General features: G+C 58.5%; 13 protein-coding genes and 3 pseudogenes. 7 read left to right on the forward strand and 9 right to left on the reverse strand.

What is annotated here, in order from left to right; translation table 11 throughout:
* The 6 genes and pseudogenes from B4968_RS23430 to B4968_RS05035 all read left to right on the forward strand — a co-directional run.
* Window positions 1-568 (forward strand): annotated as a pseudogene (locus B4968_RS23430) (hypothetical protein); the annotation flags it as partial.
* 306 nt (window positions 569-874) lie between these two features.
* On the forward strand, window positions 875-1,606 hold the full coding sequence (locus tag B4968_RS24080; RefSeq protein WP_241525578.1) for a cytochrome c family protein: 732 nt from the start codon (window positions 875-877) through the stop codon (window positions 1,604-1,606).
* Window positions 1,522-2,727, forward strand: coding sequence for a cytochrome c3 family protein (locus B4968_RS05025; protein ID WP_241525579.1), 1,206 nt, complete (start codon window positions 1,522-1,524; stop codon window positions 2,725-2,727). The genes B4968_RS24080 and B4968_RS05025 overlap by 85 nt, the downstream gene beginning before the upstream one ends.
* 402 nt (window positions 2,728-3,129) lie before the next feature.
* A complete protein-coding gene (locus tag B4968_RS25575) occupies window positions 3,130-3,867 on the forward strand; it encodes a sulfatase-like hydrolase/transferase (protein WP_338153209.1) in 738 nt (245 codons plus the stop codon).
* A gap of 26 nt (window positions 3,868-3,893) precedes the next feature.
* The gene (locus B4968_RS25580; RefSeq protein WP_338153210.1) at window positions 3,894-4,658 is read left to right on the forward strand and encodes a sulfatase-like hydrolase/transferase; all 765 of its coding nucleotides are present in this window, start codon (window positions 3,894-3,896) and stop codon (window positions 4,656-4,658) included.
* Window positions 4,659-4,914: 256 nt separating this feature from the next.
* Window positions 4,915-6,476 (forward strand): annotated as a pseudogene (locus tag B4968_RS05035) (alkaline phosphatase family protein).
* A gap of 85 nt (window positions 6,477-6,561) precedes the next feature.
* On the opposite strand, the gene B4968_RS05040 reads toward B4968_RS05035, so the two are convergent.
* The 6 genes and pseudogenes from B4968_RS05040 to B4968_RS05065 all read right to left on the reverse strand — a co-directional run bounded on the left by B4968_RS05040 (window position 6,562) and on the right by B4968_RS05065 (window position 13,846).
* Window positions 6,562-8,226, reverse strand: a complete 1,665-nt coding sequence (locus B4968_RS05040) for an ATP-binding protein (protein ID WP_241525580.1) — start codon at window positions 8,224-8,226, stop codon at window positions 6,562-6,564.
* A 532-nt stretch (window positions 8,227-8,758) separates the two neighbouring features.
* On the reverse strand, window positions 8,759-9,640 hold the full coding sequence (locus B4968_RS05045) for a VOC family protein (RefSeq protein ID WP_083097142.1): 882 nt from the start codon (window positions 9,638-9,640) through the stop codon (window positions 8,759-8,761).
* Window positions 9,637-10,398, reverse strand: coding sequence for a serine O-acetyltransferase (locus B4968_RS05050; RefSeq protein WP_083097144.1), 762 nt, complete (start codon window positions 10,396-10,398; stop codon window positions 9,637-9,639). The genes B4968_RS05045 and B4968_RS05050 overlap by 4 nt, the downstream gene beginning before the upstream one ends.
* A gap of 11 nt (window positions 10,399-10,409) precedes the next feature.
* Window positions 10,410-11,917: pseudogene (locus B4968_RS05055) on the reverse strand (aldehyde dehydrogenase family protein).
* A 1-nt stretch (window position 11,918) separates the two neighbouring features.
* A complete protein-coding gene (locus tag B4968_RS05060) occupies window positions 11,919-12,779 on the reverse strand; it encodes an NAD(P)-dependent oxidoreductase (RefSeq protein WP_083097146.1) in 861 nt (286 codons plus the stop codon).
* A 143-nt stretch (window positions 12,780-12,922) separates the two neighbouring features.
* A complete protein-coding gene (locus B4968_RS05065; protein WP_139792573.1) occupies window positions 12,923-13,846 on the reverse strand; it encodes a LysR family transcriptional regulator in 924 nt (307 codons plus the stop codon).
* A 388-nt stretch (window positions 13,847-14,234) separates the two neighbouring features.
* Here B4968_RS05065 and dusA point away from each other — a divergent pair, with 388 nt between their 5' ends.
* The gene (gene dusA, locus B4968_RS05070) at window positions 14,235-15,254 is read left to right on the forward strand and encodes a tRNA dihydrouridine(20/20a) synthase DusA (protein ID WP_083097150.1); all 1,020 of its coding nucleotides are present in this window, start codon (window positions 14,235-14,237) and stop codon (window positions 15,252-15,254) included.
* 77 nt (window positions 15,255-15,331) lie between these two features.
* Here the strand turns inward: dusA and B4968_RS05075 are convergent, their stop codons facing one another.
* Genes B4968_RS05075 through ccmI form a run of 3 tightly spaced genes read right to left on the reverse strand, consistent with a single transcriptional unit; the run spans window position 15,332 to window position 17,296 of the window.
* Entirely contained in the window at window positions 15,332-15,574 is a 243-nt protein-coding gene (locus B4968_RS05075; protein WP_083097152.1) for a DUF1289 domain-containing protein, read from the reverse strand.
* On the reverse strand, window positions 15,567-16,040 hold the full coding sequence (gene ruvX / locus B4968_RS05080; protein WP_083097154.1) for a Holliday junction resolvase RuvX: 474 nt from the start codon (window positions 16,038-16,040) through the stop codon (window positions 15,567-15,569). The genes B4968_RS05075 and ruvX overlap by 8 nt, the downstream gene beginning before the upstream one ends.
* Window positions 16,037-17,296, reverse strand: a complete 1,260-nt coding sequence (gene ccmI / locus B4968_RS05085; protein ID WP_083097157.1) for a c-type cytochrome biogenesis protein CcmI — start codon at window positions 17,294-17,296, stop codon at window positions 16,037-16,039. Before ccmI ends, ruvX begins: the two co-directional genes overlap by 4 nt.
* Window positions 17,297-17,397: the final 101 nt, after the last annotated feature.

The raw sequence follows: 17,397 nt of genomic DNA on the forward strand, positions 1-17,397 counted from the left end.
CTATATCGCGCAGAGCGGCGGTAGAGCCGATTTTCCTCAGATCGCGCTGCGTTGGTATAACCTCGACACGGAAGAAGTGGAGGTGATCACCCTGGAGGGGCGCGTGGTGTCCGTCGCCATGCCGCCACAGCTCAGAACACCTATGGACCGAAAGGCCGCGGCGCGTGTGGCGGTGTTGCTGGCGCTTGCCGCGGGGCTTTTGTGGTTGGGAAAGCGCTGGCTCTGGCCTGTTGTCCACCCAAGGCTGCGTCGCATGCGGCTGGCCTATGATGTCTCGGCGCATGCAGCGCATCGTGCTGCTGTGAAATCCGCCCAGGCGCGCGATCTTACGGGTTTCATAAACGCCCTTGCAGCGCGAAATTCCCGTGGATATCCGCCCTCAACAGAGCTGCTGGAAGCGGTCGAGGCCTTGACGCGCGCACGCTATAGCGACGCGCAGGCTGGGCCGCAGAGCCCGCGCCAATGGCAGAAGGTTTGCCAGCGATTGAGCCAGGACAGGCCAGCTGTGTTCTATAAGAAGCCGCGCGCACAGGCCGATGGGCTTGCGCCTTTGAATCCCTTTTTGTGACCTATGGGACTGGCATCATGGCAATTTCGTCACTCAAGCGCAGCCTGTGGAGTTTGCGGTTGTCACGAAAGGCCTGGTCTTTTAGCTCGGTTGAACCGTTTGCCGACTATCGACCCGTTTGCCCAAGTGCGAAAGTAAATTGTGCGATGACGCCATGACCTCCCGTTTCAGGCCCGTTTTTGTCAGGCCCGTTCTTGCCGCCGTGGCTTCACTGCTGATCAGCGGCGGCGCGCTTAGCGCTCGGAGGATGGCGCCACGCCCGCCTATGTTGGCACCCAGGCCTGCGCCGAGTGCCATGTCGAGGCCATGGAAGCCTGGCAAACATCGCACCACGCCAAAGCCTGGACCGAGAGCAAACCGGAAAATGTGCTGGGCGACTTTAATGATGCGACGTTCACGCACAACGGTATCACCTCGCGGTTCTTTCGTGACGGCGAGACCTATATGATCGAAACCGATGGGCCCACTGGTCGCCTGACGCGCTATCCGGTACACAGCGTGGTCGGGATCGAACCCCTGCAGCAATACCTGCTGGAAACAGAAGAGGGCAAGCTGCAATCGTTTGATGTGGTTTGGGACACGCAAGAGGCGCGTTGGTATCACCTGTATCCGGATCAGGAGCTCTATGCAGGCGATGGGTTGCACTGGACCGGGCCCTATAAAAACTGGAACGCCCGCTGCGCCGAATGCCACGCCACGGATTTCGACAAGAACTATTCGCCTGTTGATCGCAGCTATGCCAGCACGCAGTCAGAGATCGGCGTCGGCTGTGAGGCCTGCCACGGCCCCGGCGAAGCGCATCTTTCTTGGGCTGAAAAGCTGGAGGTGACGCAATCGCCATGGACCGGATCGACAGGCGCTGGTCAGACAGGAACTGGTCTGACTAACACCGGCCTGACTGAAACGGGGCTGACAATTGATATTGGCGCAGGCGGCGAAACCTATATTCAGCAATGGCCAGCTGCCACGCCCGCCGCGAGCCTTTTGAGGACGGCAATCCGCTGCCAGGCACACCGTTTCATGAGGCCTACCGCCTGAGCACGCTGCGGCAGGGAAGCTATCACGCCGACGGACAAATTCTTGATGAGGTCTATGTTTACGGCTCGTTCTTGCAGTCCAAAATGTATGCCAAAGGTGTCAGCTGCAACAACTGCCATGAGCCGCACTCTGCCGAGTTGCGCGCTGAAGGCAACACTCTGTGCACACAGTGCCATTCAGAGGCCGGCAACCCCGCATTTCCCACGCTGTTACAGAAACCCTATGACGAGGCGTCGCACCATTTTCACGCAGAGGGCAGTGAGGGCGCTCAGTGCAAGAGCTGTCACATGATCGAGCGCGACTACATGGGGGTCGACGGCCGCCGCGATCACTCGTTTCGTATCCCGCGCCCTGATTTGAGTTTGGAAACAGGCAGCCCGAATGCCTGTACTGACTGCCACGCTGACCAGACGGCTGCCTGGGCTGCGGGTGCGATCCAAGGCTGGTATCCCGAGAGCGAAAACCGCGGGCCGCATTATGGCCAGGTCATCGCGGCGGGCCGCCGGGACCCTGGCAACACTGTTGGTCAGCTGGCTGATCTGGCCGAATACACAGCGCTGCCGGGGATTGTCCGCGCCACGGCGCTTGAGATGCTGACACGTACCGCCACGCCTGAGCTGGCCACACGGCTTGCGCCGATGTTGCAGGACCCCGACCCATTGGTGCGCGCGGCGGCCGCAGGTTTGCAACGGGGCGCACCTGACACCGAACGCCCGGCACGGCTCGCGCCGCTGCTTGATGATCCCGTAAAGACGGTTCGCATTGCTGCCGCGCGTGAGTTTCTGAGCCTTCGCATCGCGCGGATGCCCGACCGCATCACGCGCAACCTCAACAGGGCGATGCAGGACTGGCAGGGGTCATTGCTGGCCAAGGCCGATTTTCCGGAAACCCAGATCGTGATGGCGGGGGTTGGCCTGACCACGCGCAGGATGGGGGCGGCGTTGCAGGCCTTTGGTGAGGCGGTCACGCTTGACCCACAACTGGAGCAGGCCTGGGTGATGATGATCCGCATCCATGCCGCAATGGGCGACGCTGGGGCGGCAAGGCAAACAGCGGACCGTGCGATCGCGCGCAATCCCGAAAGTATTGAACTGAACTTGATGCGCGCCGATCTGAACTGAGCTCAGCTCAGCTGATCTGACCTTTGGTAACGAGAATTTGTCGCGTAACTGTCGTCTGTCCTGTGCTAACATCATTTACATGAGACGGATCATACAGGGCACCATAGGCGGGGCGAGATAAGGGTGGAATGCTGCCAAAGCAGACGGGAGGATGGTTCCGGGGACCAAAATTTCCGCGTGATCTGTCCAGGTGATCTGCCAAGCGGATTTCGGCGTAAGGCGTTCCGAAGTCAGATCTTTCGGTAGACTCTGTGACGCATAGTGGCAATAAATGAACATCGCAGTATTGGGTAACGTAAGTATACTGAATTTCCGAATTAAAAGGGATGCGCTGTTTGTTTTCTACCCGTGCTCTGCCTGTGCGCCGCCCATGTGTGCTCGGAAAAATTAGGAGGATCACCTATGAAACTTAAATTCCTTTTTCTCGCAGCTCTTGCAATGGCTGGCCCAGCCTTTGCTCAGGATGCGGAGAAACCCAATATTCTTGTGATATGGGGGGATGATGTGGGCTGGATGAACACCAGCGCATATAGCCGTGGCATGATGGGGTACCGCACGCCGAACATCGACCGTATTGCCAACGAAGGTGCGCTGTTTACCGACTGGTATGGCCAGCAAAGCTGCACCGCCGGGCGCGCCGCGTTTATCACCGGGCAAAGCCCGTTTCGCACGGGTTTGCTGAAAGTGGGTTTGCCGGGCGCCGATGAGGGTCTTTCAGAGCTTGACCCGACGATCGCTGGTTTGTTGAAAAACCATGACTACATGACGGGTCAGTATGGCAAGAACCACCTTGGTGATCAGGATGTACACCTGCCCACCAACCACGGTTTTGACGAATTCTTTGGCAATCTGTACCACCTGAACGCTGAAGAAGAGCCCGAAAACCCTGACTACCCACAGTCGGCTGAATTTCGTGAGCAGTTTGGTCCGCGCGGTGTGATCCGGTCGACATCGGATGGTGAGCTGGAAGACACCGGACCGCTGACGAAAAAGCGCATGGAGACCGTGGACGAGGAAATCCTCACTGGTGCCATCGATTTCCTTGATCGCGCAGCGCAGGACGACCGCCCCTTTTTCTTGTGGTTCAACACCACGCGGATGCACGTCCACACCCGCCTCAAACCTGAATCCGAAGGGTAACCGGCCTTGGCATCTATGCCGACGGTATGGTCGAGCATGACAAGCACGTGGGGCAGTTGCTCGACAAGCTGGATGAGCTTGGCATGGCGGACAACACGATCATTATGTATTCGTCCGACAATGGGGCCGAGACCTTTACCTGGCCGGATGGTGGCACAACACCGTTCCGCAACGAGAAGAACTCTAACTGGGAAGGTGGCTACCGCGTCCCGACCATGATCAAATGGCCGGGCGTGATTGAGCCGGGCACGGTCTATAACGACGTCTTCAGTCATGAAGACATGCTGCCGACCCTGCTGGCCGCCGCAGGCGAGCCAGACGTGTCGGAAAAGCTGATGGCAGGTCATTCGGCCATTGGTCGTGACTACAAGGTGCACATCGACGGCTACAACCTGATGCCCTATTTTAAGGGCGACGTTGATGAAGGCCCGCGCAAGGAGTTCTTTTACTGGACCGATGACGGTGAGCTTGCCAACCTGCGCTATGGTCGCTGGCAGATGGTGTTCATGGAACAGCGTGTCACGGGCTTTGGTGTATGGGAAGAGCCGATGGTGACCCTGCGTCTGCCCAAGCTGTTCGATTTGATCGGGGATCCGTTCCAGCGGGCCGATTTTGAATCCTCTTACTACGATATGTGGCGCTTTGACCGGGCGTTCCTGATCCTGCCAGCGGTGAACTATGTCGCCCAGCATCTGGCGACCTACCGGGAGTTTCCACCGCGTCAGGAAGCGGGCAGTTTCAACCTGAATGCCGTGCTTGAAACGCTGCAGAGCAACCCAAGCTCGAACTAAGTAAGCTGTGAAAAGACCCGCTGGCGCTATGCTGGCGGGTCTTTTCCGGGCTGGTATACCGGTTTTACATTCCAGCCGAAACTTGGCCAAAACTTAGCCAAAGATCTGTATTTTAACTTGGGGAAAGATCATGCTCCGCATCCTTGCCGCCGCTGGCGTCACAATTTTTTCAGCTGGACCGTTACTCGCACAGCAGGCGGCCTCTCCGCCCAAACTGGTGCTGCAAATTACGGTTGATCAGTTGCTTGGCGATCTGATGCATCGCTTTGGCGCCGGGTTTGGGGAAGGTGGGTTCAACGCCCTTCTGAACAATGGGCTGCACTATGCCAACGCACATCATCGTCACGCCAATAATGAAACCATCGTCGGGCATACGACGCTGTCGACCGGAACGGATCCGGGCATCCACGGCATGGTGGCAAATCTGTGGTTCGACCGCGATAGCGGGACGACGTTTTACAATGTGAAGGACCCGGATAATCCGCTTGTTGGTGCCGCCGGTATCGACGAGAGCACCGAGATCGACCCGACGCAGCGGGCTGCCACCACGGACGGCCGGTCGCCGCGTAACATCCTGACCTCGACGATTGGCGATGAGATCAAATTGCATTACGGGCCAGAGGTGAAAGTGTTTGGTGTCTCCGTCAAAGACCGCGGCGCGATTTCCTTCGCGGGTCATTCCGGTCAGGCCTATTGGTTTTCCAAGGCTGAAGGCCGTTTTGTGACCAGCACGTTTTACCGCGAGGACTATCCGGCATGGATGCGCGCATGGGCTCAGAAAGGCGTGGTGGAAAGCTATGCCAATACCGACTGGACTCTCATGCTGCCGCCAGAGACGTATTCTTTTGCCGATCGCGATGATCAGGCGTGGGAAACCGATTTTCCTGGATGGGGTCAGACCTTTCCGCATAGTTACGGTCCGGTCGATGCCAAATATTACACCACGCTTTTGACGCTCAGCCCGGCAGGCGATGAAATTACGGTTGATTTTGCCAAGGCGCTGATTGACGCGGAAGGCATCGGTCAGGATGAGGTGCCGGATTTCCTGTCGGTCAGCCTGTCCTCTACCGACTATGTGGGACATCTCTTTGCCCCTCCAGCTTTGAGTCGGAGGATAACCTGAAACGGCTAGATGCCGCCCTGGCGGATTTGCTTGGCTTTGTTGATGAAACCGTCGGACTTGAAAACACGCTGGTGGTGCTGTCGGCCGATCATGGAGCCCCCGAGGCTCCGGGATACCTGGCGACGCTTGGAATAGAGGCGGAGACCTTCAGCTTTCAGGAGGTCGATACTACGTCGGGCTTTGCGCGCCTCGGGCGTGAATTCGGGCTGAGTAATGAGCTGATTGAGAGTTTCACCAATCCCTATCTCTATCTTAATTACGGCGCGATTGCCGCGGCTGGCCTGAATGTGGCCGAGGTTGAGGCTGCGGTGGCACAAGAGTTGCAGAAGCTGCCTGGCATTGCGCTGGCTATCGGGAGCTCGGCATTGCGGGCAGGTGCGGCCCCCGACACGGCTGTCGGCAAGGCGGTGATGGCCAACTTTCACCCTGACCGGTCGGGCGACATTTATGTAGTCTTTGAGCCGCATTGGTTCGTCGCGGATTTTGACGGTTTGCACGTGGCCTCGGCGCATGGTTCACCCTGGACCTACGACAGCCATGTGCCGGTCATCCTGTCAGGAGCAGGGGTGCGCTCCGGTGTTGTCCATCGGCGGGTGGAAACGGTTGATGTCGCAGCAACCATCGCGGCGAAAATGCGGGCTAAAATGCCCAGCGGTGCAGTCGGCGTGCCGCTTGCAGAAGCGGTTGAGCAATAACGGCTGAGGCCAGTGCTACGGCTGGGGCGCAAGCATTTTGTAGATGCCCGAAAAGAAGAAGAGCCAAGGGAGGGGCTGTCCAGCCCTAGGTCTCTTTAGCAGCGCTGCCAGTGGAAGTCGTGCCAGTGGAAGTCGTGCCAGTGGGAGCCGTACCAGTTGCAACCTTGCGGATTTCGGACAGTAACACGGACTTTTTGACTGGCTTGGCGATGTAGCCGGCAATGCCAAGCGCGAGATATCGCGCCCGATCCTCTGGTGCTGCGTTTGCTGTGAGCATGATCACGGGCGTGGCCGCGATCCGACCGCCGCGCCGCGCCATTTCCGCCAGGGTTTCTTGGCCGTCCATCACGGGCATTTTCATGTCCAGCAGCACGAGGTCTACGGGCTTTTCCTCGAGGCACGCCAGGGCTTCGGCTCCGTTGCAGGCTTCTGTGATCTCATAGTTGCCGTGTTTGAGAAAAGCACGCACCACCGTTCGGTTTGATTTGGTATCATCAACGAGCAGAATTGATTTAACCCCCAGACCCGAAGGAACGCCTGCGTGGAGCTGAGGCTGGGTTGCTACGGAAAGGGTGGGATCTTCGCTGACTTCGAGGACTTTTACCGGACAGGTGAAGGTAAAACAGCTCCCCTGCGCAGGGGTCGAAACGACGGTGATATTGCCCCCCATCATGCGCGCAAAACGACGTGCGATCGACAGCCCAAGGCCGGTACCCGGGACGGTTGGGGCGTTCTTGTCTTCGACCCGGTAGAAGTCGGTGAACAATTGCGACGTCTGATTTTTGGTCATACCGCGCCCGGTGTCAGTCACCTCGATGGTGAGGGTAGACAGAGCGCCATTCTGCGTGCCGCGTGCCTTGACCAGGACTTGCCCTGACTCGGTGTATTTAATGGCATTTGAGACAAGGTTCCCAATCACCTGACGCAGCCGCAATGCGTCAAACTCTGCGTAGGTCGGGATGCCTTCACCCATGGTCAGGTCGAGCTGCAGACCCTTTTTGTCGGCTGAGGTCCTGAACATCTCCACGGCGCTGGAGATCTCCAGCGAGGGTGCTGCCGTGGCAGCGCTCAGCGTGATATGACCAGCCTCGGCCTTTGCGTGGTCGAGGACATCGTCCAAAATACCCGTAAGCGCCTGGGCCGACTTGCGCAGCAACAAGGTCCGCTCGCGCAGCGTTTCCGTGTCGGTGTCTTCCTCGTCGATCAGTTCCGACATGCCGCAAATCGCGTTAAGAGGCGTGCGTATTTCGTGGCTCATGGCGGCAAGAAAGCGGCTCTTTGCGCGACTGTCTGATTCTGCGGCGCTCAGCGCTTCGCGCAACTCGTCCGTGAGAATGTTAAGAGCCCACATGCTATGCGCCACATAGCCTGCGCCAAGAACGATAACGATCACCGCTATGACGCTTTCTGCCGGGCTAGCAATTGGCGCAAGAACACTGACAACCATGTAGCCCACAACGCAGATAATGGGCACTGCAGTGAGAATGCCAAAAAACATCCAGGCAGAGCGCGCGACCACGCAGTGATTGAGGGCGATAATCAAAAGCATCGTTCCCATCAGCTTTGGAAACGGCTCTGGCTGCAAAAAGAGCAGCAAGGGGATCAGATTGAACACCCAAATCCCGATAAATGCAGAGGTGGTGAGCAGGAGGATCCCGCCCAGCGTCACGCCGCGCTTTAGTTTTCTATGCGTATAGATGCCGACAGCCTCAACCAGAGCGTAAGCAAAGTAGACGGTTGCAACCGTCACTAGAGGCAGGTAGTATAGCGAAAGGAGAGAGACGAGCGTTATCGAGGCAACCCTGGAGGGAAGGTCTTGTCGGACCAATTCATTCTGAGCGGCAACGGAGTTTGTGAGTTCTTGCGATAAAATTGGCATGCGCATCCAGGTTCCAGTGTCCGTCATGTCGTTTCTTACCATGGCGGCCTAACGCCAAAGCTTACCACTGGCCGTATTAATGGACAGTAGACTCCTCTTTATTCTTTGAAATTGCGGCTAAAAAATGACGTTTTACTTCGCGTGGCCAGGTTTCGCCACTGCGTATAGATCATGCAACAGCCATCCGAATCAATCGAATCTGCGTCACTCGAATCTGTATGGTGTAGGAGACGCTTGGCACTGCAATGTGCATATCCTTTACGTCCTCCGGCGTCGATGACCCTGTGACCCCTGTGACCCTGTGATCTTTTGTGCATGGGGGAAAAGAGCTGCGAGAGACGGGCGAGGTCGCAGTCACCAATTTGACTGCTCCAGCCAGACCCAAGTCTTGTGACATGTGTTTTTACCGGCTAAAAAATCGCAGGAGCGTATTGGCCGTCAGGGATGGATTTAGCAGCGTAATCCCGGTTTCGGTGCTGCGAGACCTCATGTCAGAGCTGTCGATAAAGCCCTTTAAGATATTCATATCACCCGTTGTAAGGTCCATTCCCGCGATGCTTGGTGTGTCTTCAACGGCTATGGCCTCCGCCAGCGGGCCAATCGTGCGCTCAAATGCAGGCGCGGTCAGAACCCTCAAGGTGCCATTGGCCGTTTGGTACTGAAAGCCGCCCTCCAGCGCCTCAAACCCGTTATACAACCCGTCAAACCGCAATCTGAGCTCTGCGTGGTGGGGCTCTCTGGCCACGATATTGACGCCACAAATACCGTTGACGGTATTGGGATGCTCTAACCAGTCTGGCACGTAGATCAGCTCGGGGCGGTGTTGCTGACACAAAAAGAAGGACAAGCGGGGAAACTGCGCGTCCGGCAGCAGAGCAAGCGTGGTTTTGGTAACGCCCGCGGTGCCATCAGGCAGGGTCACGTCGCGCCCGAACTCCAAATGCCCCGCCACACAGAAGCCTGCAGATTTGGCGCGGTTTGCGTCCGCTACAGAATTGGTGCTGTGTAGGGCCGAGAGTGCGACGCCCTCGCGCTCTTGCAAATGCGCATGGATATGGCGTCCAAACCGAAAGTCCCCGGCGGGCACCTCGTCCAGCAAAGTCTCATCGTAGATGCCCATGATTTCCAGCAGGCAGCCATCAAACATCGCAAGACTGGTGCTGGTTCCCCAGGGATGTTTGCCAATCTCTGTCATGTTGAACCCCAGCGATATGAGCCGGCTGCGCAGTGCTGTGATGTCACGCGTGGCCAAAAGGGGGTGATCTATGCCAAAGGACGCGTTCATGTCTGAGTACCTTTTATCGGTGTGAAGCTCACGCCTGCCGGGCCGCGGAGTGTTGCCTTTGCACCCGCAGCGACCCTACCATCTGGTATGTCTTCGACAACAATCGCGCCGGCAGCGATGTTGGCGCCAGCCCCTATCGTGATACCGCCCAGCAGGATTGCACCGGCGCCAATGACAGTACCGGCGCCGATATGCGGGTGTCTGTGCGGGCCACTGTCATTGAGCGTGCTGCCAAGGGTGACGTTGTGCCAGATTGAGACATCTTCGGCGATGACGCATGTTTCGCCCACAACAAACCCAAGACCGTGATCAAGCCAAAGCCCCGCGCCCATCTGTGCTGCGGGGTGAATGTCGGTGGCAAAGGCGCGGCCGCTGGCCGCTTTTATCGCAAGCGACAAAGAGGTGTCTCCGGCGACCCATAGCTGATGCGCCACACGGTGCGCCATAATGGCCTGAACGCCGCGCGAAAACAGCAGCGTTGCCGCTTCTCCGCCCGGCTCAAAGTTGCGGCGCGCGGTCTCGGCGATATCATAGAGGGTCATCTCGACAAGCTGCGCCTCAGAGGCATAGACCCTGTGTACGATATCGCCGATGGCGTCGCTGAGGCACAGCTGACTGAACAAGGCCCCCGCCAGTTGCGGAAAACCGTCAAAAGGTTGCAGGCTCCCAAAGTTCTGGCCCCCAAGATTCAGGCCCAGAACCTGTGCCACCTGCGGCGCGTCCTCCAGCAGGGCCTGCACATCTTTAACAAGCGTCATCAGCTTTCCCTTTAAGATACATAGCCGAAAGCGATGCGTGGTTTAGGCGCGCTGTCAAGCCAGATGCTCTTGGCGCTGGTGTATTCCATCAGGGCATCCGTGCCGCTGGAGCGTCCAAAACCAGAGCTGAGGGAGCCGCCAAAGGGCGAGGATACATGGATTGCTTTGTAGCTGTTGATCCAGAAGGTGCCTGCGCGAACGGCCTCTGCCATGCGGTGCGCGCGGCCGACCTCTGCTGTCCAAACCGCCCCGGCCAGACCAAAATCGGTGGCATTGGCCAGGGCTACGGCTTCGGCTTCATCCTCAAAGGGTATTGCGGTCACGACGGGTCCAAAGATCTCTGATTGTGCGGGGTGCGCGGCGTTGGCAAGCCGTTCAAAATTGTGGGCGCCACAAAATAGCCCTGCGTCGGGACCGCTTCGCGCGTGAGGACCGTGGCACCTGCCTCTTTGGCCTGGGTCACCATGCCTGTGACATGGGCGAATTGACGGGGGTTGCTGATCGGCCCAACTTCTGTCGCCTCATCCAGGGGGTCGCCCAGTTTAATGTTGTTCATCCCGCGCGCCAGCATATCGACCAGCTCTGCGTGGATAGATTTATGAACCAGCAGGCGTGATCCCGCGACACAGCTTTGCCCCGCGCCTGAGAAAATCGCCGCCTGCGCCCCCAGGCAGGCCTGCGCAAGGTTGGCATCCTCAAAGACGATATTTGCCGACTTGCCACCCAGCTCCAGCACCGCAGGTTTCAGCGCTGCAGCAGCCGCCATCGCAACCCGGCGGCCTGTTTCAGGTGAGCCGACAAACACGACCTTTCGCACCGCAGGATGCGCGATGGCGGCTTGCCCAGATGTTGGCCCCAGGCCACAAAGAACATTCACCAGCCCCTCTGGCAGACCGGCGCCTTCGGCGAGCTTGACCAGAGCAACCGAGGTAATCGGTGTCAGCTCACTGGGTTTGAGGACCACAGCATTGCCGGTGGCAATGGCGGGGGCGATCTGCCAGCCGGCGGTGAAGATCGGCGCCTTTCAGGGGGGAATCTGAAACACCACCCCAAGCGGCTCTCGCCAAGTGTAGTTGAGATGCCCCGAGGGGACCGGAATGACCTCACCATGCAGTTTGTCGGCCCAGCCGGCATAATAGGCGAACATCTCGGCCACCTTGGCGACCTCTATGCGGCAATCACGGATCGGTTTACCTGCAACGATGGCCTCGACCGTGGCGAGCGGCTCTAGGTGTGCAAGAACGGCACGGCTGATTTCTTGCATGACCTGCCCGCGTGCTGCCGCAGAGAAGTCATGGACCCAGGCGCGCTGTGCGGTCTGTGCGGCCGCGCAGGCACGTTCAGCCAGCGCCTCATCGGCATCGGGGTAGCGCAGCAGCTCCTCTTCGGTGAAGGGGTCAACCAATGTGATCGCAGCACCCGCTCCTTCCGTTAAGGTGCCGTTGATCAGGCTTTGGGGCTGCGTGCCCAGCCCAAGTGCGCCCATTGCATTGAGCAGCGTTTGTTTCCGGTTTGTCATCTCAAACTGCCTTTGGAGTATGTTTAACAATTGCGTTGAAATCAGCGCTGTCGGCAATTTCAGCTGAGGTGTTCAGCCAAATATCAGCGATCTGCGAAAAGCCATGCAGCGCAACGCCTGACCCTTTGGCGAGATCCAGCGCCAGGCCTACGTCCTTCCGCATGAGCCCCATGGTAAAGCCTGAATCAAAGGCCTCATTGAGGATCCATTTGGGAAAATTGACCTCACTCACGCCGCTCCGGCCAGAGCCTGCGTTGATCCCTTCGAGCAGATCTTGCGGGCGTACACCTGCGGCCTGACCCAGCCGAAGCGCCTCGCCGACCAGCACAAGGTTTGCGGCACAGAGCATGTTATTGGCGATCTTGGCCGCATGGCCCGCACCAGAGCCGCCGACAGTGACCGTTTTTGCCGTCAGTATATTCAGCAGGGGGCGGAGCGTTGCAATCGCTGCGGCGTCGCCCCCCAACAGCATCGTCATGGTCCCTGCATGCGCGGCAGCGGGTCCGCCGCTGACAGGTGCGTCGACAAAGGCAAACCCGTGCAGCTCCCCCTTGGCACTGAGGGCTTGTGAGGTCTCTGGCTCAGAGGTTGAGGTGTCCAGAATGATCGTGCCGCTCTGAATATCAGGCAAAATCTCGTGCATCACCGCCGCAACCACCGCGGCCTTTGGCAGGGATAGGATGATAACATCGCAGACCCGGGCCAAGGCCGCTGCTGACGGAGATATCACCGCCCCGAGGCTTGCCATTTTGGCGCTGTTGTCTGGACTGGGGTCAAAGCAGGTGAGCTCAATTCCACTTTTGATAAGCGGGGTGGCCATGCCACCGCCCATATTGCCGCATCCGATGATCCCAAGCCGCATAGCCACGCTCCCTTTGTCCGAGTTTCTCAGGAGTATGCAGTAGACGTGTGGCGCGAAAATAGCGCCAATTAGATAAATTCGTTGCGCCAAGCGCAACACTGGGGGCAGGGGGGCACGCACCATAGGGGGGCAGACCTGTTGCGCTATGAAAACGCCGACATCGATTTAAGATGTTTGATCAGAAGCTGGGCAGCCTGCGGCAGCTTGCGACCCTCCTTGCGGATAAGGGAGGACTGACCGTCTGGGAATATCTCGGTAGGGATAGCGCGCGCGACCAGGGTGCCTGCCGACAATTCGCTCTCGACCACAAACCTTGGCAAGATGGTATAGCCCATATCGTTGCGCACAAAAGCCTTGAGCGCAGAGATTGATCCGGTCTCAATCACAGCCCGAAACCTGACGCCCTGCTGTGCCTCAACAGTTGCGAGCAGTGCGCCAATGCCAAAGCTTTGAGGCGGGATCGCACAGCGCATCTCTGCCAGCTCATCCAGGGCGAGCGGCTGCGCTATGTCATAAATGCCCTGTCGTTTGACCAAAGCCACAAGCGGTTGCGTTGAAGTCGCGTGCACTCTGATCTGCGGCGTATTTGGGACATTATAGGCTAGGCCTAAATGCGCCTGCTCTGAGGTCACCTGATACAGGACATCTTCGGTTGACCCAACGGTCAGTGCAAATGTGATGTCCGGATATGTTGATGAAAACGCTGCCAGAGCATTGTCAAAAAAATCCCCGATAAACCCCTCGCCAACGGCGATAGAGACCTTGCCACGCTTCATATTTGCCAGTGCGTCGAATTCAGATTGCAAAAGATCCAGCGCCCCTTGCTGCTGTGACAAAAACGCGACCAACAAGGTACCGGCCTCAGTTGCGCGAACCCCAAGGCGCCCGCGTTCGATCAATGTGGTGGCCAGGACCTTTTCAAGCGCGGCAATATTGCGGCTGATTGTCGAGGGCTCCAATGCAAGCTGTTCGGCGGCTGCCCGAACGGTTCCGCGTTGAACGGCGGTCAAAAAGCAAGAGGTTTGTCTGGGATCAAGGTTTTGCATGCCTTGCTTGTAGCGCAGCAACACAGCGATTTCCAAGCATACCAACCCTGCAGCCCCAACCCTGCAGCCCCAACCCAGCAGCGCATACCCAGTAGCCCAAACAGGCAAGCCAGTGTTCGCGTTGAATTTGTCTGCACTATAGCGGTCTGTTCTGGGCAATAGAGAGCCAGCTTTGCTGTTGATGATTGCCAGATCATGGCCCGCGGCAATGTTTTCAATCGTTTTGTCTGAGCAAGGCTCCCGCAGGCGCGCGTGTTAAAGGATCGCGACACGTGGTGGCCCATTTGTCATTTCGTCCGGTGTTTATCTGTGCGACATATGCGCCAAGGCCTGCTTTGTGGTGTTCAGGCAGCATCAGGCGGGCAAAAAGGTATGCAAAATATGCAGCTGCAAAATCTAAGTTGAGGGCATGAGGGTGAGCAAAGACTATACTAATACAAAGGCTTATCGGTCTGCCCGTCTCTCCGTAGCCCCCATGATGGAATGGACCGATCGCCATTGTCGGTATTTGCATCGTTTGCTCAGCCATGACGCCTTGCTTTATACTGAGATGGTGACCTCTCCGGCGCTGGTGCGTGGAGGCGCTTTGCATTTGTTGGATTTCAGTCCGCAAGAGCATCCCGTTGCCCTGCAACTTGGCGGATCCGCCCCTGAGGAGCTGAGCCGTGCGGCGCAGCTGGGGGCGCAGGCTGGTTATGACGAGATCAATATCAACTGTGGCTGTCCAAGTGATCGGGTGCAATCGGGGGCCTTTGGCGCGATCCTGATGCAAAGCCCTGATTTGGTTGCGGAATGTGTGGCCGAGATGCGGGCCAGGGTGGAAGTGGAGGTCACCGTGAAATGCCGCATTGGCGTCGATGAACAGGAACCGCGTGAGATTTTACCGCTGTTTCTCGAAAAAATTCGCGCAGCTGGTTGTCAACGTGTCACGATCCATGCCCGCAAGGCCTGGCTCAAGGGGTTGTCACCAAAAGAAAACCGGGACATCCCGCCGCTGGACTACGAGCTGGTTCACGAGATGAAAGCCGCCTTTTCAGACATGCATATCTCGCTGAATGGCGGCATTGCCACGCTGGACGCAGCGGTCGAACATCTGGACCGGGGTCTTGATGGGGTGATGGTGGGGCGTGCGGCCTATCACCAGCCGACAGATATCCTTGCCGCCGCTGATCTGCGGGTCTTTGGCACAGGTGCAGTTCGCGACCCGTTTGAGGTGGTGCTGGAGATGTTGCCCTATATCGAACAGCAGCTGTCAGACGGCGCCAGGTTGCATCAGATCACCCGCCATATGCTGGGTCTTTTTGCCGGTCGCCCCGGGGCGCGTGCCTGGCGGCGCAGGTTGTCCGAAGAGGCAAATCGCCCGGGCTCCGGACCAGAACTGGTGCAGCAGGCTTTGGATCTGGTGGCAAACCCGCCGGTTGCGGTGTGAGACAGCGGCCCTAAGGGCCGCAGGTGGCAAGACGCAGGCATGCCCTGGCGACGCGTTGCCGTTGCCGCGCCGTGGCCTTATCGTTTGATGCGGGCCGCGCGGCCGCCGCGCCGTTTGGTCAACCCGGCAGCCCGGTCCGGAAGGGCCGCCATGACCTCGGCGCGTGCGTCATTGGAAAGCTTGGACCATTTGGTGATCTCTTCGATTGAGCGATAACAGCCGGTGCAGATGCGCGCCTCGGGATGGACGACGCAGATGTTGATGCAGGGCGACTGAACCTCGTCGCGTTGCCAGACCTCTTTTCCATCGCTCTTAGTCATTTTTTATATGCCTCATGCGGTCCAGTGCGCCCTGCAGAATATACGATGCGGCCACGTGGTCGATCAGCTCTGCGCGACGTTTGCGGGAGGTATCCGCCTCTAGCAGCGCCCGTTCCGCTGCGACAGTGCTGAGGCGTTCGTCCCAGAACCCGATGGGCAACTCGCTCAGCCGCGACAGGTTGCGGGCAAAGGCGCGGGTCTTTTGACAGCGCGGCCCTTCAGAGCCATCCATATTGCGCGGCAGACCCAGCACAAGCCCGCCGATTTCGCGTTTCTTGACGATCTCAAACAGATGCTCTGCGTCCTGCGTGCACTTTTTGCGCCGAATGGTTTCCAGCGGCGTCGCCACCGTGCCCATACGGTCCGAGATGGCGACGCCGACGGTTTTGTCGCCAAAATCCAAACCCGCAAGAGAAGTGAATGCAGGAATGGCCGCGGCGAAGTCTTCAAAGGTATCATAGATCATGGGGTCAGACCTGCCTGCTGGGCTGCGGCTTTGATCCGGCCCATCGCGGCGGCATCTCCGGCAAATCGGTCTTTTGCCTCAGAGTAGATGGCTTCGGCGCGGGTTTTGTCGCCCAAAACGCCAAGGGCGCCAATGAGTTGTGCCCATTCAGCAGCACTTCCTCCCTCGGTGGCCAAACGCTCAGACAGGCGGGACACCATTCCCCGGGTCATCTCCTGGCGCTCCTCCATGCTCATGTCCTGGGCGGCCGACAGATCCTCGGCGCTGGGACCGGCCAGTTCTGGCGGGCCAGGTGCTGGAGTGCCGGGCGCAGGCGCGGGTGGCGCGATAGGGCTGTATTCAACACCGGCCCGAAGAGCCATGTCTTCAATCTGAGATTCGATGCCAGCGATCCAGGGCGCGCCTTTGGGGCCCATGCGCAGGGTGTCAGCCCAGACCTGATAGGCGATATCAGGACGGTTGAGCTGGCCCTGCATCAGACCATAGTAATAGCGGGCGGGGCCGTTTGCGCCATCCAGCTGCAGCGTGCCATCCAGCAGGTCTTCGGCCTCGGGAGAGACATAGCCTCCGGCGGCCATGATCATCAGCTCTGCCAGCTCACCGTAGTCCTGCGCCACCAGATCGCCGCTCATGATCTCGATGTAATTTTGCTTTGCCTTATAGGCTGCGACAAAATTACCAAGGTTTGCCTCGTGTTGCGCCAACAAAGCCTGTCCCTGGGCGTCGTTCGGGCGCTCGCCCGCCGTCTTGCGCAGCTGCTCTACCAGATCGGTATAGCCGGGCTCGACGTCGAGCGCGGGCAGGGCGGGCAGTTTGCTCTCTGCCTCTGCCTGACTGGGACGCGTCTGGGCATAGTCTTTGGCGTCGGCAATGCGACTGGCCAATCCCATGTCGCCATAACCGGGGGCGCCAAGGCGCGTATAGAGCGCAAGCGTGCCTGCAATAAGAAACACCGAAGCCAATGCCACCGTTACACGGCTAAAGGTCTTGGGCTGGCTGCTGCCGGTGCTTTGCTGCTGCAACTGCGCGTCCGCGGCCAGAATGCGCCGTGACACCTCGGTGCGGATCCGCTGGGCATCCGATTGATTGATGACGCCGCGCACCAGATCCTTGTCCACATCGCTCAATTGTTGGCGGTAGACTCGCAGATCATAGGCGGCAGGGGGCTCGCCCTGGGAATGGGCCTGCAGCAGCACAAGCCCCAAAAGAGCAGTCATCGCCAGAGCGACAAAGGAAATCAGGATCCAAAATACCATAGTCACTCCGCTGATGGTCTCGTCGTAGGGGTCTTGCAGTCAGTCTTTCCCATCTATAGGCGCAGGCACCGGGAAAAAAGACCTAACTGCTCAGGTGCGCG

The sequence above is a fragment of the Pseudophaeobacter leonis genome, assembly GCF_002087335.1.
Classification (GTDB): domain Bacteria; phylum Pseudomonadota; class Alphaproteobacteria; order Rhodobacterales; family Rhodobacteraceae; genus Pseudophaeobacter; species Pseudophaeobacter leonis.